Annotated in this window: 9 protein-coding genes; 4 read left to right on the top strand and 5 right to left on the bottom strand. The window is 70.4% G+C overall.

Annotated elements, in window-relative coordinates:
* Position 1: 1 nt before the first annotated feature.
* From KF707C_RS25655 to KF707C_RS25645, 3 genes are read right to left on the bottom strand one after another with little or no spacing between them, the layout of a single operon-like run.
* Positions 2-460 (bottom strand): DUF2214 family protein, encoded by a 459-nt coding sequence (locus tag KF707C_RS25655; protein ID WP_003452807.1) that lies wholly within the window; start codon positions 458-460, stop codon positions 2-4.
* Between the two features lie 37 nt (positions 461-497).
* A complete protein-coding gene (locus KF707C_RS25650) occupies positions 498-1,532 on the bottom strand; it encodes a GGDEF domain-containing protein (RefSeq protein ID WP_003452805.1) in 1,035 nt (344 codons plus the stop codon).
* 10 nt (positions 1,533-1,542) lie between these two features.
* Positions 1,543-2,892 (bottom strand): MATE family efflux transporter, encoded by a 1,350-nt coding sequence (locus tag KF707C_RS25645; RefSeq protein WP_003452804.1) that lies wholly within the window; start codon positions 2,890-2,892, stop codon positions 1,543-1,545.
* Between the two features lie 142 nt (positions 2,893-3,034).
* On the opposite strand from KF707C_RS25645, the gene KF707C_RS25640 reads away from it, so the two are divergent.
* The 4 genes from KF707C_RS25640 to KF707C_RS25625 all read left to right on the top strand — a co-directional run bounded on the left by KF707C_RS25640 (position 3,035) and on the right by KF707C_RS25625 (position 12,993).
* Positions 3,035-7,939, top strand: coding sequence for an alpha-2-macroglobulin family protein (locus KF707C_RS25640; RefSeq protein ID WP_003452802.1), 4,905 nt, complete (start codon positions 3,035-3,037; stop codon positions 7,937-7,939).
* 80 nt (positions 7,940-8,019) lie between these two features.
* A complete protein-coding gene (locus KF707C_RS25635; protein ID WP_231992293.1) occupies positions 8,020-8,469 on the top strand; it encodes an REP-associated tyrosine transposase in 450 nt (149 codons plus the stop codon).
* A gap of 117 nt (positions 8,470-8,586) precedes the next feature.
* The gene (gene pbpC / locus KF707C_RS25630) at positions 8,587-10,926 is read left to right on the top strand and encodes a peptidoglycan glycosyltransferase PbpC (RefSeq protein WP_003452799.1); all 2,340 of its coding nucleotides are present in this window, start codon (positions 8,587-8,589) and stop codon (positions 10,924-10,926) included.
* 135 nt (positions 10,927-11,061) lie between these two features.
* Positions 11,062-12,993: a methyl-accepting chemotaxis protein gene (locus KF707C_RS25625; RefSeq protein WP_003452798.1), complete on the top strand. Its 1,932-nt coding sequence runs from the start codon at positions 11,062-11,064 to the stop codon at positions 12,991-12,993.
* A gap of 84 nt (positions 12,994-13,077) precedes the next feature.
* Here KF707C_RS25625 and KF707C_RS25620 read toward each other — a convergent pair whose 3' ends face one another.
* Positions 13,078-14,205 (bottom strand): GGDEF domain-containing protein, encoded by a 1,128-nt coding sequence (locus tag KF707C_RS25620; protein ID WP_003452797.1) that lies wholly within the window; start codon positions 14,203-14,205, stop codon positions 13,078-13,080.
* Positions 14,206-14,290: 85 nt separating this feature from the next.
* On the bottom strand, positions 14,291-14,737 hold the full coding sequence (locus KF707C_RS25615) for a DMT family transporter (protein ID WP_003452795.1): 447 nt from the start codon (positions 14,735-14,737) through the stop codon (positions 14,291-14,293).
* Positions 14,738-14,833: the final 96 nt, after the last annotated feature.

Below are 14,833 nucleotides of genomic sequence, written 5' to 3'. Positions count from 1 at the left end.
CTCAGCCGCCGAACACCCCGTAGCCACGGGCCATCAGCGCCGCCAGCAGCGGCATGACCAGCGCCAGCAGCAGCTCCAGGCGGATCACCATGATCACCGCCCGCGCCTTGCCGGGGCTGACCTGGGGCACCTGGCCGGCCTTCAGCTCGTTGCGCCAGTTGAGGAAGACGAAGGTGGGGAAGGCCGAGAGCAGGGCGATCAGGACGAACAGCCCCACCTTGGCGTGGAACAGCGAGTTGTGCAGGTAGTAGTCCAGTCCCTTGCCGTACCAGACCACCCGAGCGAGGCCTGTGGCCAGCACGGCGCCGGCCGACAGGCCGTAGGCGATGTCCACGCGGATCAGGCTGCGGGCGCGCTCCAGGTCGAGCGGCAGCTTGAACAGCCGGTGCTCGAGGGTGAGCAGGGCGAAGAGCACGAAGATCGCGAGAAAGTGCAGGTAGGCGGCGATGGCTTGTCCCATGGGGCTTCCTTGAGGTCGGTGATGGTTTCCGGTGTCGTCAGGTGGCGGAGCGTCCTTCCACCCGGTTGCGGCCGTTCTGCTTGGCCAGGTAGAGGGCCTGGTCGGCGCGCGCCAGCGCTTCGGCCTGGGACTCTCCGCACAGGGCGAGGGTCACTCCGAAACTGGCGGTCTGGGCCAGGGCCTGGGTGTCCAGCGCCATGGGCGCCTGCCCGATGGCCAGGCGCAGGCGTTCGGCCACCCGCATCAGCTCCGCTTCGTCATGCACCGCCACCAGGGCGACGAACTCCTCGCCGCCCGGGCGGGTCAGCAGGTCCTGGGGGCGCAGGGCGGCCGTCATGCGCCGGGCGCTTTCCCAGAGCACCTGGTCGCCGGCGCCATGGCCGTGCTGGTCGTTGACCTTCTTGAAATGGTCCAGGTCGCAATAGATGACCCCCAGGCGCAGACCGGCGTCCTGTACCCGCGCCTGCTCCAGGGGGTAGAAATGGTTCAGGCCGCCCCGGTTCCACAGCTGGGTCAGGGGGTCCAGCAGGGCCTTGCGCTGCTCCCGGTCCACCGCCTCCCGCAGGCTTCGGGTCTGCTGGCTCAGGGCGCGCATCTGCAGGTAGCCCTCGGCCAGGGTGGCGAGGTCCCGCAGGTGGCGGATACCGGCGGCATCGAGCTGGCGCGGCGAGGCGTCGGCGATGCACAGGGTGCCGATGACCTGGCCGTCGGCCGCGTGGATCGGTTGGCCGGCATAGAAGCGGATATGGGGCGGCCCCAGCACCAGCGGGTTGTCGGCGAATCGTGGGTCGAGCCGGGCATCCGTCACCAGCAGCAGGTCCGACAGCAGGATGGCGTGGCCGCAGAAGGAGATGTCCCGGGGCGTCTCCGCCTGCAGCAGGCCGGTTCGCGCCTTGAACCATTGCCGGTCCTGGTCGACCAGGGTGATGAAGGCGGAATTGACGAGGAACAGGTCGCGGATCAGGCGTACCAGTGTGTCCAGGTAGTGCTCCGCCGGCGTGTCCAGCAGGTCCTGGTCACGCAGGGTCTGCAGGCGGCGGGGTTCGTCGGGGTGAAGTGGGGCTGGCTGCATCCTTTACTCCTTATCCGTGACCGGTCGCGAACCAGGCGTCGCGCCGGTGCAATCGCCAGGCCAGGGCCCCCAGGCTGAGTCCCCGTATCGCCATGAAGGCGAGGAAGGCCAGCCAGAGGCCGTGGTTGCCGAGAAACTGTAGCCCCCAACCCAGCGGCAGGCTGAGCGCCACCGCCAGCAGCATGGCGTCGCGCATCTCGCGCGCGCGGGTGGCGCCGATGAACAGGCCGTCCAGCAGGTAGCTCCAGACCGCGACCAGCGGCAGCAGCGCCAGGTAGGGCAGGTAGACATGGGCCACCTCGCGCACCACCGGGATATCGCTCTGCAGGTCGATGAACAGGCCACCGGCCAGCAGGAAGAACAGCGCGAAGCCCAGGCTTGCCAGCAGCGACCAGGCGCCCGACACCAGCAGCGCGCGGCGCAGGCCGGCGCGGTCGCCGGCGCCGATGGCGTGGCCACAGAGGGCTTCCACCGCGTGGGCCAGCCCGTCCAGGGCATAGGCGGTCACCAGCAGGCCGTTGAGCAGCAGCGCATTGGCCGCCACCGTAGCGTCCCCCAGGCGCGCGCCCTGCACCGTCAGCAGGAAGAACACCAGTTGCAGCGCCAGGGAGCGGATGAAGATATCCCGGTTCACCATCAGCAGCGGCCGCCAGTTGCTCCAGCGCCGCAGCACGCCCGACGCGATGCGCCCCGGATGACGACGCAGGGCGCCCCGGGCCAGGGCCAGGCCGATGGCCGCCCCGCACCATTCCGCCAGCACCGCCGCCTTGGCCGCGCCGGCCACGCCCCAGTCCAGCCCGATGACGAACCCGAGCACGAGGGTGATGTTCACCAGGTTGGTGCCCAGCAGGATCGCCAGGGGCGCACGGGCGTTCTGGGTGCCGAGGAACCAGCCCACCAGCGCGTAGTTGGCCAGGGCCGCCGGCAGCCCCAGCAGGCGCAGGTGGAAGAACTCCCGGGTGAGCTGGTCCAGCTCCGCCGAGGGCGTCATCAACCCCAAGGCGAAGCCGCTGAAGGGCACCGCCAGCAGCCCCAGCGCCAGGGCCAGCAACAGCGCCAGCCCCAGGCCCTGCAGCAGCACCTGGCGCAGGGCGCCGCCATCGGCACGGCCGGCAGCCTGGGCGGCGAACCCGGTGGTGCCCATGCGCAGGAAGCCGAGCACCCCGATCATCAGGGTGTAGAGCGTGCTGCCCACGGCCACGGCGCCCAACTGGTGGGCGTGGGGCAGGTGGCCCACCACGGCGCTGTCCACCAGGGCCACCAGCGGCACCGAGATGTTCGAGAGGATCATGGGGGCGGCCAGGGCCCAGACCTTCCGGTGGGTCGGGTGATGGCGCCAGGCGTCGGCGAAATGGCTCATGGAGGGCTCCAGTCAAGCCGCGCAGTATAGCGGCGCGAGCGCTCCGGAAGGCCGCCCGAACCCACCGTCATCCGGCCGCGCGCGCACCCCCCGCCCTGGTCTATAGTTCGCGCCTTGAATGCACTCCCCTTGAGAGCCTGCCATGCCGAAGAAAGGACTACTTCTGGCCCTGGCGCTGAGCCTGCTCAGCGCCTGTGATTCCTCCACCCCCGAGCACGAGGCGAGCCCATCGCCGCCCGCCGCCGAGGCCGTCGCGCCGAAGTCCGCCGCCGATACCCGGGCCCTGGCCCAGCGCTATGCCGGCCGCGAGCTGAAGGTGGTCGATGTCTCCGAGGTGCAGCTGGACGGCGCCAGCGCGCTGTCGGTGACCTTCTCCGTGCCCCTGGATCCCGAGCAGACCTTCGCCGAGCGGCTGCACCTGGTGGACAGCAAGAGCGGCAAGGTGGATGGGGCCTGGGAGCTGTCCGACAACCTGATGGAGCTTCGCCTGCGCCACCTGGAGCCCAAGCGCAAGCTGGTGCTGACCATCGACCCCGGCCTGCGCGCGGTGAACGACGCGCGGCTGGCCGACGAGCATGTCAGCCGCCTGGAAACCCGTGACCTGCAGGCCACCGTCGGCTTCGCCAGCCGTGGCTCGCTGCTGCCCACCCGCCTGGCCGAGGGCCTGCCGGTGATCGCCCTCAACGTGGACAAGGTGGACGTGGACTTCTTCCGGGTGAAGGCCGAGGCGCTTCCCGGCTTCCTCGCCCGCTGGGGCAAGCGCGGCACCCTCGACCTCTGGGAGTCCCGTGAGCTGCTGAAGCTGGCGGACCTGGTCTACACCGGCCGTTTCGACCTCAACCCCGCGCGCAATACCCGGGAAACCCTGCTGCTGCCCATCGCCGGCCTGGAGCCGATGAAGCAGCCCGGCGTCTACCTGGCGGTGATGAAGCAGGCTGGCAGTTACGACTACTCCAATCCGGCTACCCTGTTCACCCTGAGCGACATTGGCCTCTCCGCGCACCGCTACAGCGACCGTCTGGACGTCTTCACCCAGGCCCTGGAAGGGGGCGCCGCCCAATCCGGCGTCGCCCTGGAACTGCTCAACGGCGAGGGCCTCGTACTGGCCGAGGGCAAGACCGACGACAAGGGTCACGCCGAACTGGCGCTGCCGCCCAAGGCCGAGGTGCTGATCGCCCGCCAGGGCGAGCAGACCAGCCTGCTGCGCCTGTCCGCGCCGGCCCTGGACCTGGCCGAGTTCGACATCGCCGGCCCCGCCAGCCACGCCCTGCAGTTCTTCGTCTTCGGCCCCCGCGACCTCTACCGGCCGGGCGAGACCGTGCTGCTCAACGCCCTGCTGCGGGATGCCGATGGCCGCGCCGTGAAGGCCCAGCCGGTGACCGTCGAGGTGCGCCGGCCGGACGAGCAGGTCAGCCGCCGCTTCGTCTGGGAACCCCGGGAGGACGGCTTCTACCAGTACCGCCTGGAACTGGCCGCCGAGGCCCCCACCGGACGCTGGCAACTGCTGATGGACCTGGGTGACGGCAAGCCGCAGCTCCATGAGTTCCTGGTGGAGGACTTCCTGCCCGAACGCATGGCCCTGGAACTCAAGGGTCGCGACCGGCCCTTCACACCGGGCGAGGCTGCCCGCTTCCAGGTGGAGGGCCGCTACCTCTACGGCGCCCCGGCCTCCGGCAATCGCCTGACCGGCCAGCTCTACGTCCGCCCGCTGCGGGAGGCGGTCAAGGCCCTGCCGGGTTACCAGTTCGGCTCCGTCACCGAAGGCGAGCTGAAGCAGGACATCGAGCTGGACGAAACCCAGCTGGATGCCGACGGCAAGGCCACCCTCGACATCGAGACCCGCTGGAGCGAGGCCCGGTCGCCGCTGCAACTGATCCTCCAGGCCAGCCTGCAGGAGTCCGGCGGCCGGCCCATCACCCGCCGCCTGGTGCAGCCGGTATGGCCCGCCGAGCGCCTGCCCGGGCTGCGCGCGCTGTTCGACGGCGAGGAAACCGATGCCGACAGCCTCGCCGAGTTCGAGCTGCTGGTGGCCGACGCCGAGGGCAACAAGCTGGCCGCCGACCACCTCAAGGTGCGCCTGGTGCGCGAACGCCGCGACTACTACTGGAACTACTCCGAGAACGACGGCTGGACCCACCATTTCAACGAGAAGTACCTGAACCTCGCCGAGGAGCAGGTGCCGGTGGCCGCCGGCGGGACCGCCAAGGTCAGCTTTCCGGTGGAGTGGGGGCCCTATCGCGTGGAAGTGGAGGACCCGGCTACCGGCCTGGTCAGCAGCCTGCGCTTCTGGGCCGGCTACCGCTGGCAGGACAACGCCGAAGGCGGCGCCGTGCGCCCCGACCAGGTCAAGCTGGCCCTGGACAAGCCCGCCTACGCCGAAGGCGACAGCGCCCGGGTGACGGTCACCCCGCCCAGCGCCGGCAACGGCTACCTGCTGGTGGAGTCGTCCGAGGGCCCGCTCTGGTGGCAACCCATCGAGGTGCCGGCCGAGGGCAAGACGTTCGAGATTCCCCTGGCCCGTGACTGGGCCCGCCACGACCTCTATGTCAGCGCCCTGGTGATCCGCCCCGGCGAGCGCAAGGCCAGCGTCACGCCCAAGCGCGCCGTCGGCCTGCTGCACCTTCCGCTGGACCGGGCGCCGCGCAAGCTGGCCGTCAGCCTCAGCGCCCCGGAGAAGATGCGGCCCAGGCAGCCGCTGAAGGTCCAGGTCCAGGCCCGCAACGCCGACGGCAGCGTGCCCGCCCAGGTGCGGGTGCTGGTGGCGGCGGTGGATGTCGGCATTCTCAATATCACCTCCTACGCCACGCCCGACCCCTTCGCCAACCTGTTCGGGCGCAAGGCCTACGGCGCGGACCAGCTGGACGTCTACGGCCAGTTGATCGAGGCCGGGCAGGGGCGCCTGGCGACCCTGGCCTTCGGTGGCGACGCCGCCCTGGCCGGTGGCGGCAAGCGCCCGCAGACCAGCGTCACCATCGTCGCCCTGCAGAGCGCGCCGGTGACCCTGGACGAGCAGGGCCGGGGCGAGGTCAGCCTCGACATCCCCGACTTCAACGGCGAGCTGCGGCTCATGGCCCAGGCCTGGACCGACGAACGCTACGGCATGGCCGAGGCCAGAACCCTGGTGGCCGCGCCCCTGGTGGCGGAACTGGCCGCGCCGCGCTTCCTCGCCGGCGGCGACCAGACCACCCTGGCGCTGGACCTGACCAACCTCTCCGGCAAGCCCCAGCGCCTGGATGTGAACCTGGAAAGCGGCGGCCAGCTGAATCTGGTGCAGAGTGGCGCGGGCCAGGCAGCGGCCATCCAGCTCGCCGACGGCCAGCGCACCACCCTGCGCATTCCGGTGCGCGCCGTGGGCGGCTTCGGCCAGGGCAACCTCAAGGTGACGGTGAACGGCCTGGAACTGCCCGGCGAGAACCTGCCGGCCTTCAGCCGCGACTGGACCCTGGGCGTGCGCCCGGCCTACCCGGCGCAGTTGCGGCAGTTCCGTGCCGTGCTCAAGGGCGATGCCTGGAGCCTGCCGGCCGGCACCCTCGACGCCTTCGAGCCCGACGGCCGCGAAGCCCTGCTGCAGCTCTCCAGCCGACCGCCGTTGAACCTCGGCGAGCAGGTGCGCGCCCTCAAGGCCTATCCCTATGGCTGTGCCGAGCAGACCACCAGCGGCCTCTACCCCTCGCTCTATGCCGATGGCGCCACCCTCCAGCGCCTGGGCATCGAGGGCGAGTCCGAGGACAAGCGCCGCAGGGCCATCGAGATCGGCGTCGAGCGCCTGCTGGGCATGCAGCGCTACAACGGCAGCTTCGGCCTCTGGAGCGCTGACGGCGAGGAGGAGTACTGGTTGACCGCCTACGTCACCGACTTCCTCCTGCGCGCCCGCGACCAGGGCTTCGCCGTGCCGCCCGAGCCCCTGAAGAAGGCCAGCGAGCGCCTGCTGCGCTACCTGCAGGAGCGCAGCCTGGTGGAGGTCGGCTACAGCCAGAACATCGACCACAGCCGCTTCGCCGTCCAGGCCTACGCCGGCTACGTCCTCGCCCGCAGCCAGCAGGCGCCCCTCGGCGCCCTGCGCAGCCTCTGGGAACGCCGCGCCGACGCCCGCTCCGGGCTGCCCCTGGTGCAGCTGGCGGTGGCCTTCAGGCTGATGGGCGACGCCCCCCGCGCCGACCAGGCCCTGGAACTGGGACTGCGGGTGCAGCGGCAAGGCCGCGACTGGCTGGCCGACTACGGCAGCCCGCTGCGGGACCAGGCGCTGATCCTCGCCCTGCTGGAGGAGCACGACCTGGCCAAGGGCGTCCGCGAGGAGCGGCTGTTCGGCCTGTCCGACCTGCTGGCCGGCGAACGCTGGCTCTCCACCCAGGAACGCAACGCCCTGTTCCTCGCCGGTCGCGGCTTGCTGGGCAAGCCCGAACCCGCCTGGAGCGCGCGCCTTGTGGCCGGGGACCAGCAGCGCGAGCTGAGCGACCAGCAACCGGGCCTCAAGCTCGACGGTGCCCTGCTGGCCGAGCCCCTCAGCGTGACCGCAAGCGGCGGCGACCCGCTCTACCAGCAGCTGACCCTGTCCGGCTACCCGCGAGTGGCGCCCCGTGCCGGTGGCGACAACCTGGAAATCCGCCGCGAGTTCCTCGGCGCCAACGGCCAGCGCGTCGATCTGGACAACCTCGACAGCGGCGAGCTGGTGTTGGTGCACCTGGCGATCTCCGCCCGCGAGCGGGTACCCGACGCCCTGGTGGTGGACCTGCTGCCGGCGGGCCTCGAACTGGAGAACCAGAACCTGGCCCAGAGCGCCGCCAGCCTCGACGACGCCAGTGGCGCGGTGAAGGAGTGGCAGAAGTCCATGCAGAACGCCGCGCTCAAGCACCAGGAGTTCCGCGATGACCGCTACGTGGCGGCCCTGGACATCAGCGAGTACGACACCACCCACCTGCTCTACCTGGCCCGCGCCGTCACCCCCGGCACCTACCGTGTCCCGCCGCCCACCGTGGAGTCCATGTACCGGCCGAACTGGCAGGCCATCGGCGAGACGCCGGAGCGGCTGGTGGTGAAAGGGAAGTAGGGGAGGATCGCACCGGGCCACAGGGGCGGACCTGCGGCCCGGACGCAATCCGGGGAGCCGAGCGACAAGGAGGTCGCAGGATGGTCCGATTCCACCCGGAGCTCAGGCAGGCCCTGAAGTCGGCCATGGCCCGAGAACCCTTTGGATTGCCGGCAATCGTGGTGCTGCCCGACCACCTGCATAGGCTGATGGCGCCGCCGCCCGGTGATAGCGGGTTCTCGTCGCGGGTGCGTCGGTTGAAGTCCGCATTCGTCTCATCGCTCCGTGGCCAGTTGGAGGCAGGTGTGGCATTCAACGACAGGGGGGAGGCGAACCTGTGGCAGCGGCGGTTCTGGGAACACATGATTCGAGACGAACGCGACTACGCAGCCCATGTCGACTACATCCATTTCAATCCCGTCAAACATGGCCTGGTGGCGAAGGTGAGTGACTGGCCGCTGTCCAGCTTTCATCGATTCGTCGAGCGGGGCGAGTTGCCGGTCGATTGGGCGGGCGGTGCGGCGTCCGATGTGAAAGGAGCGGGAGAGTGAGGGCTCGGCGGAGTGATCGGAATCGGTTCGCGGGGTCGCCATTCCTGGATTGCATCCAGGCTACGCAGCTCCCGGCATTGGTAGCCCGGATGAAATCCGGGGCAGGATCGAGCCGGTATGCGTGCCCGTAATCCCATCAACCTACGCCGCCCCTGGCTCGCCATCCCGCTGGCCCTGCTGGTCCTGCTCTGGGCCGCCGACCGGCTGTTCCCGCTGCCGCTGCCCGAGGACGACCTGGCGCGGGTGGTGCTGGCGGAGGATGGCACGCCCCTCTGGCGCTTCGCCGATGCCGAGGGCGTGTGGCGCTACCCGATTCGCCAGGAGGAGGTTTCGCCCTTCTACCTGCAAGCCCTGCTGACCTACGAGGACCGCTGGTTCTACCGGCATCCCGGGGTGAACCCCCTGGCGCTGGCGCGTGCCGCCTGGCTCAACCTCAGCGGCGGCCGCGTGCTCTCCGGCGGCAGCACCCTGTCGATGCAGGTCGCGCGCCTGCTGGACCCGCATCCCCGGACCCTGACCGGCAAGCTGCGCCAGCTCTGGCGCACGGCGCAGCTGGAATGGCACCTGTCCAAGGACGAGATCCTCGCCCTCTACCTCAACCGCGCACCCTTTGGCGGCACCCTGCAGGGCGTGGCGGCGGCGAGCTGGGCCTACCTCGGAAAACCACCCTCGCAACTGACCCGCGCCGAGGCCGCGTTGCTCGCGGTGCTGCCCCAGGCCCCCAGCCGGCTGCGCCCCGACCGCCACCCGGGGCGGGCGCAAGCGGCAAGGGACAAGGTGCTGCGGCGCCTGGCGCGGTTCGGCGTCTGGCCCGAAGGCGCGGTGACCGAGGCCATCGAGGAGCCGGTGCTGCTGGCGCCCCGCCAGGAGCCGAGCCTGGCGCCACTGCTGGCCCGTCGCCTGAACCGGCCCGGCAGCCCGCCGCTGATTCGCACCACCCTGGACGCCGCCTTGCAACGGCGCCTGGAAGACCTGCTGATGGGCTGGCGGGCGCGACTGCCGGAGCGCACCTCGGCCGCGATCCTGGTGGTGGAGCACGAGAGCATGGCGGTGCGGGCCTACCTGGGCTCCGTCGATATCGCCGACGAGAAGCGCTTCGGCCATGTGGATATGGTGCAATCCCTGCGCTCGCCGGGTTCCACCCTGAAGCCCTTCCTCTACGGCATGGCCCTGGACGCCGGCCTGATCCACTCCGAATCCCTGCTGCAGGATGTGCCCCGGCGCTACGGCGATTACCGGCCCGGCAACTTCGCCGCCGGCTTCATCGGCCCGGTGTCCGCCAGCGAGGCCCTGGGCATGTCCCTCAACCTGCCGGCGGTGCAGCTGCTGGAGGCCTATGGGCCCAAGCGATTCGCCGGCGAGCTGCGCAACGTCGGCGTGCCCCTGGCGCTGCCGGCGGCGGCCGAGCCGAACCTGGCGCTGATCCTCGGTGGCGCCGGCAGCCGGCTGGAGGAGCTGGTCAGCGGCTACAGCGCCTTCGCCCGTGCCGGTCGGGTCGCCCGGCTGCGGCTGCAACCCGGCGATGCGCTGCAGGAACGTCGCCTCCTGTCACCGGGCGCGGCCTGGATCGTCCGCCGCATCCTTTCCGGCCAGGCGCGTCCGGACCGCGACCCCCTCGCCCGGTTGACCCAGCGTCCGGTGCTGGCCTGGAAGACCGGCACCAGCTATGGCTTCCGCGACGCCTGGGCCATCGGCGTCGGGCCGCGCCACCTGATCGGTGTGTGGATCGGCCGTCCCGACGGCACGCCCGTGCCCGGCCAGTTCGGCCTGGCCTCGGCGGCGCCGCTGTTGCTGCAGGTCCACGACCTCCTGGTGAACCGCGACGCCCAGCGCGGTCTCGCGCCTCCGGCCGACCCGCAGCCGGTCGAGGTGGGAGTAGCCGCCATCTGCTGGCCCCTGGGCCAACCCATGGCGCGGGACGACCCCAACTGTCGCCGCCAGCGCTTCGCCTGGACCCTGGAGGGCACCACGCCGCCCACCCTCATGGCGGCCGACCAGCCCCTGGGGCTCGGTCTGCGCCAGCGCCTCTGGACGAACGCCCAAGGCCAGCAGGTGGCCTCGGACTGCCCGGGCGCCACGGCCCGGGAGCTGGTGCTCTGGCCGGCCCCGCTGGACCCCTGGCTGCCCCGGCGTGAGCGCCGCAGCGCGCGCCTGCCCGCCCTCTCGCCGAGCTGCCCTCCACGGTTGCCGCCGCCTGCCGCGCCGCTGTCCATCGTCGGTGTCCGGGAGGGGGACCTGGTGCGCCGGCCATCGGCCAGCACCGAGCCCCTTCGCCTGACGCTGTCGGCCCTGGGGGGCAGCGGTCGGCGCTGGTGGTTCCTCGATGGGGTGCCGCTGCTCTCGACGGCACCGGACGAGCGCTTCGAGCAGGCGTTGCGGCGAAGCGGCCGGCACCAGCTGAGCGTGCTGGACGAGGGCGGAGAAACCGCTCGTCTGGAGTTCAGCGTCTCCGACTGATCGAGCGGTCAAGTTCTGCGCGGCCCCTGCCGATAATGACTGTCTGCAAAGGGATGGAATTTTTGTCTCATTGTTTGTATACAATTTCCGCCCCGCCTCGCCTCCAGAACAAGACCCTCCAAAGGAGACAACTCCATGCGCCTCTGGCAACGCAGTATTCAGTGGCAGCTGATCTTCAGCATGGGCACCGCCCTGCTGGCCGGCATCCTTGTCGTCATCGGCATCTACTCGGTCCTGATGAACCGCCTGACCGAACGCTTCCTGCTCGATGAAGCCCTGCCCGCCCGCGTCGAAGCCATCGGCAACGCCCTGGAGCGGACCCTGGCGGCGCCTATCACGGCCAACGCCAGCATCGCATCGAACGCCCTGGTGCAGGACTGGCTCGCCGAAGGCGAGGACCCGGCGCGGGCCGAGGCCTTCGCCCGTTACCTGGAAAGCGTCCGCGCCGAGCAGAACGCCACCACCACCTCCATCGCGGTGCTGGACAGCGGCCACTACCACACCGGGCAGGGCCTGGTCCGGACCATTTCCCGCAGCCAGCCGGAGAACCAGTGGTTCTACCGCCTGGTGGACAGCGACCGGAACCGGGTGCTGGAGATCGACATCGACAAGGGCACCCGCCAGCCCACGCTGTTCATCAACCAGCGCATCACCCGTGACGGCCGCACCCTGGGTGTGTCCGGCCTGGGCTACAGCCTGCAGTCCATGTCCGAGATGATCCGCGACTTCCGCTTCGGCGAGCGCGGCCGGGTCTTCCTGATGGACCGCGAGGGCACCATCAAGGTGCACCCGGACGCCAACCTGAACGGCAGCGGCCGCCTTGGCGAAGCGTTCGGCGCCGAGGCCGCCGGCGAACTGATGGCGTCCGCCGGCAAGGCCATCCGCTTCAAGCGCGATGGCGAGGATTTCCTCGCCCTGGCCCGCCCGCTGGAAAGCGTCGGCTGGCTGCTGGTGAGCGAGGTGCCCGAGGCGGAAATCTACGCTGAGGCGCGCAAGGCCATGTGGACCAGCAGCCTGGCCGGCGTCGCGGTGCTCGCCATCTGCCTGCTGCTGGTGGTGCTGCTGGCGCGCGGGCTGGTGCGGCCGATCCGGCAGGTCACCGCCGCCCTGGTGGAGATCGGCGGTGGCGGTGGCGACCTGACCCGCCGCCTGGACGATTCCCGCGCCGATGAGCTGGGCGACCTGGCACGGGGCTTCAACCGCTTCCTGGAAAGCCAGCGCAGCCTGATCGGCGAGGTACTGGAGACCAGCCAGCGCCTGCACAAGGTGGTGGGCGAGGTGTCCACCGTGGTGGACAACACCGCCAGCCGCGCCGGCCAGCAGCAGGAAATGACCGATATGGTCGCCACCGCCGTACACGAGATGGGGCTGACCGTGCAGGAGATCGCCCGCAACGCCGGCACCGCGGCCCAGGCCTCCCAGCAGGCCCGGGACGAATCCCTGGAGGCCCGCCGCGTGGTGGGCGAGTCCGTGGGGCATATCGAGCGGATGTCCAACGAGATCGGCGTCGCCGCCTCGGCGGTGGGGGAGCTGGCCACCCAGGTCGCCTCCATCGACCAGGTGCTGGCGGTGATCCGGGGCATCTCCGAGCAGACCAACCTGCTGGCCCTCAACGCCGCCATCGAGGCCGCCCGGGCCGGCGAGATGGGTCGGGGCTTCGCCGTGGTGGCCGATGAAGTCCGTACCCTGGCCAGTCGCACCCAGGCCTCCACCGACGAGATCCAGCAGATGATCCAGCGCCTCAAGCAGGGCGCGGAAACGGCGGTGCATTCCATGCACGCCGGCCAGTCCGCCACCGGCACCGGGGTGGAAGCGAGCCAGCGCACCGGCACCTCCCTGGGGGCCATCACCGACCAGGTGGAGCGCATCAGCGACATGAACCACCAGGTGGCGGCGGCCACCGAGGAGCAGTCCTCGGTCACCGAGGAGATCAACCGCAACGTCCAGGGCATCGCCGACCTCGCCCACGCCACCGCCCAGGAAGTGCGCGGTTGCCGCGAGGAGTGCCAGGCCCTGAGCCGCCTGGCCGGCGACCTGGCGCAGCAGGTGGGCAAGTTCCGCCTGTGATGCCACGCAGCCCCTCTCCCGCCGGGAGGGGGCGCTCGAAGTCCAGGCGAATGAAGTGACCGGTCCGTCCGGGCCCGGCCCGCGTCAGGCCCGCGACAGCTCCAGGCGGTCGCGGCCCAGCGTCTTGGCCCGGTAGAGGGCGTCGTCCACCCGCTTGAAGAAGGCCTCCGCGCCGCCGTCCAGGCTCGGGTCGAAGGTCCCCACGCCCAGGCTGGCGGTAAGCGGCAGTTGCCGGTCGCCCAGTTGCAGGCCTCGATTGGCCAGGTCTTCACGGAACAGCTCCGCCAGTTGGCGAGCCTGTTCCAGGCTGGTGTCCGGCATCAGCACACCGAACTCCTCGCCACCCAGGCGCAGCAGCGCATCGCTGTCGCGGCGGAAGAATTCGCGCATGCGCTCGCCGAAGGCCCGAAGGCAGTCATCGCCGACGCTGTGGCCGTGCTGGTCGTTGATCCGCTTGAAGAAGTCGATGTCCATCAGCAGCAGCGACAGCTGGCCGCCGTGGCGCCCGGCGTTGGCGCACATGGCCGGGAACAGGTTGTTGAACTGGTATCGGTTGCCCAGTTGGGTCAGCACGTCGGTGCGGCTGAGGGTGTCCAGGCGCTGGCGCTGCTCCAGTAATTGCAGCTCCAGGGCCAGCATGGCCTCGTACTCGCGATGGCTGCGGTTCAGCGCCAGGATCAGGTAGCTGAGGTAGCAGGCGAGGGTGACGAGTTCGGCGCGGGTGCCTTCATTGCCCAGCGCCAGCGCGGTGAGGCCCGGGAGGTAGAGCAGCAGGATGCCCAGGGCGGCGCGGCGTCGGCGCATGGCGAAGTTGAAGGCCATGGCGGTGCTGAAGGCCACCGTGGCCAGGGTGGCGATCAGGCTCGAGGGTTGGAGATCCGGGGTGAGCAGCACCCAGGCATGGGCCAGGCCCCAGCCCAGCGAGGACAGCAGGATCACGCCCCAGTGCCGGTCGAGCCAGCGCTGCAACTCCGCCTCGTCCCCGGCTTCAGGTGGGCGGTGCAGCAGGCGCGCGGCCAGCAGCAGGGCGAAGAAGGCGAGGCCGCCGAGGCCCACCGCCAACTGCTGGGTGGGCGCGGTGCCGAACAGCCAGCAGAGCAGCCAGGCCAGCAGGTAGTAGAAGCCGCCGAGTCGGGTACGTGTGCGGGTGTCCTGCACTTCGCGCCAGAGCCTGAATCGCTCGGGCGCCTGGGGGGGAACGGCGTCAGTCATCTTTCTGTGATCACAGAAACAGCAGAGGTCGCCTGAGCTTAGTCGTTCTCTTTTGGCAATGACATCAGAATGATACTGCTGCCGCTCATCCCCGACGAATGAGCCAGACGCCACCGACGATGAGCGCCAGTCCGGCCAGTTTGCCGAGGCTGATGGGGGCTTCGCGGTAGCCGGCCCAGCCGAAGTGGTCGAGGGTCAGGGCCATGCTCAGTTGCCCGGCCAGCACCAGCGCCATGAACAGCAGGGCACCGATGCGCGGCCCGGCGAAGGCCGCCGTGGCGATGAACACCGCCCCCAGCAGGCCGCCGCACCATTGCCACCAACTTACCCCCTTGAGGGCGTCCAGGGTGGGCACTTCCCGCAGCATCAGCACCACCGCCAGCAGCGCCAGGGTGCCCACCAGGAAGGAGATCAGCGCAGCGCTCATCACGCTGGAGACCTGCTTGGCCAACTGGCCGTTGATGCCGGCCTGCAACGGCAGGAATGCGCCGGCGACGAAGGGGAGGGCGAGCAGCCACCAGGCCTTGGACATGAAGAACTCCGGATTCCGAGGGGCGCACAGTATGCCCGAGATGGTCGCCGCGCGCGGGGGCTGCCGCTGGACCACCCGGCCTGGAACCGGACCGGA

The sequence above is a fragment of the Pseudomonas furukawaii genome, assembly GCF_002355475.1.
Taxonomy (GTDB): domain Bacteria; phylum Pseudomonadota; class Gammaproteobacteria; order Pseudomonadales; family Pseudomonadaceae; genus Metapseudomonas; species Metapseudomonas furukawaii.
Note: the sequence above shows the minus strand (reverse complement) of the source record. Positions and strands in the feature narration are given on the sequence as shown.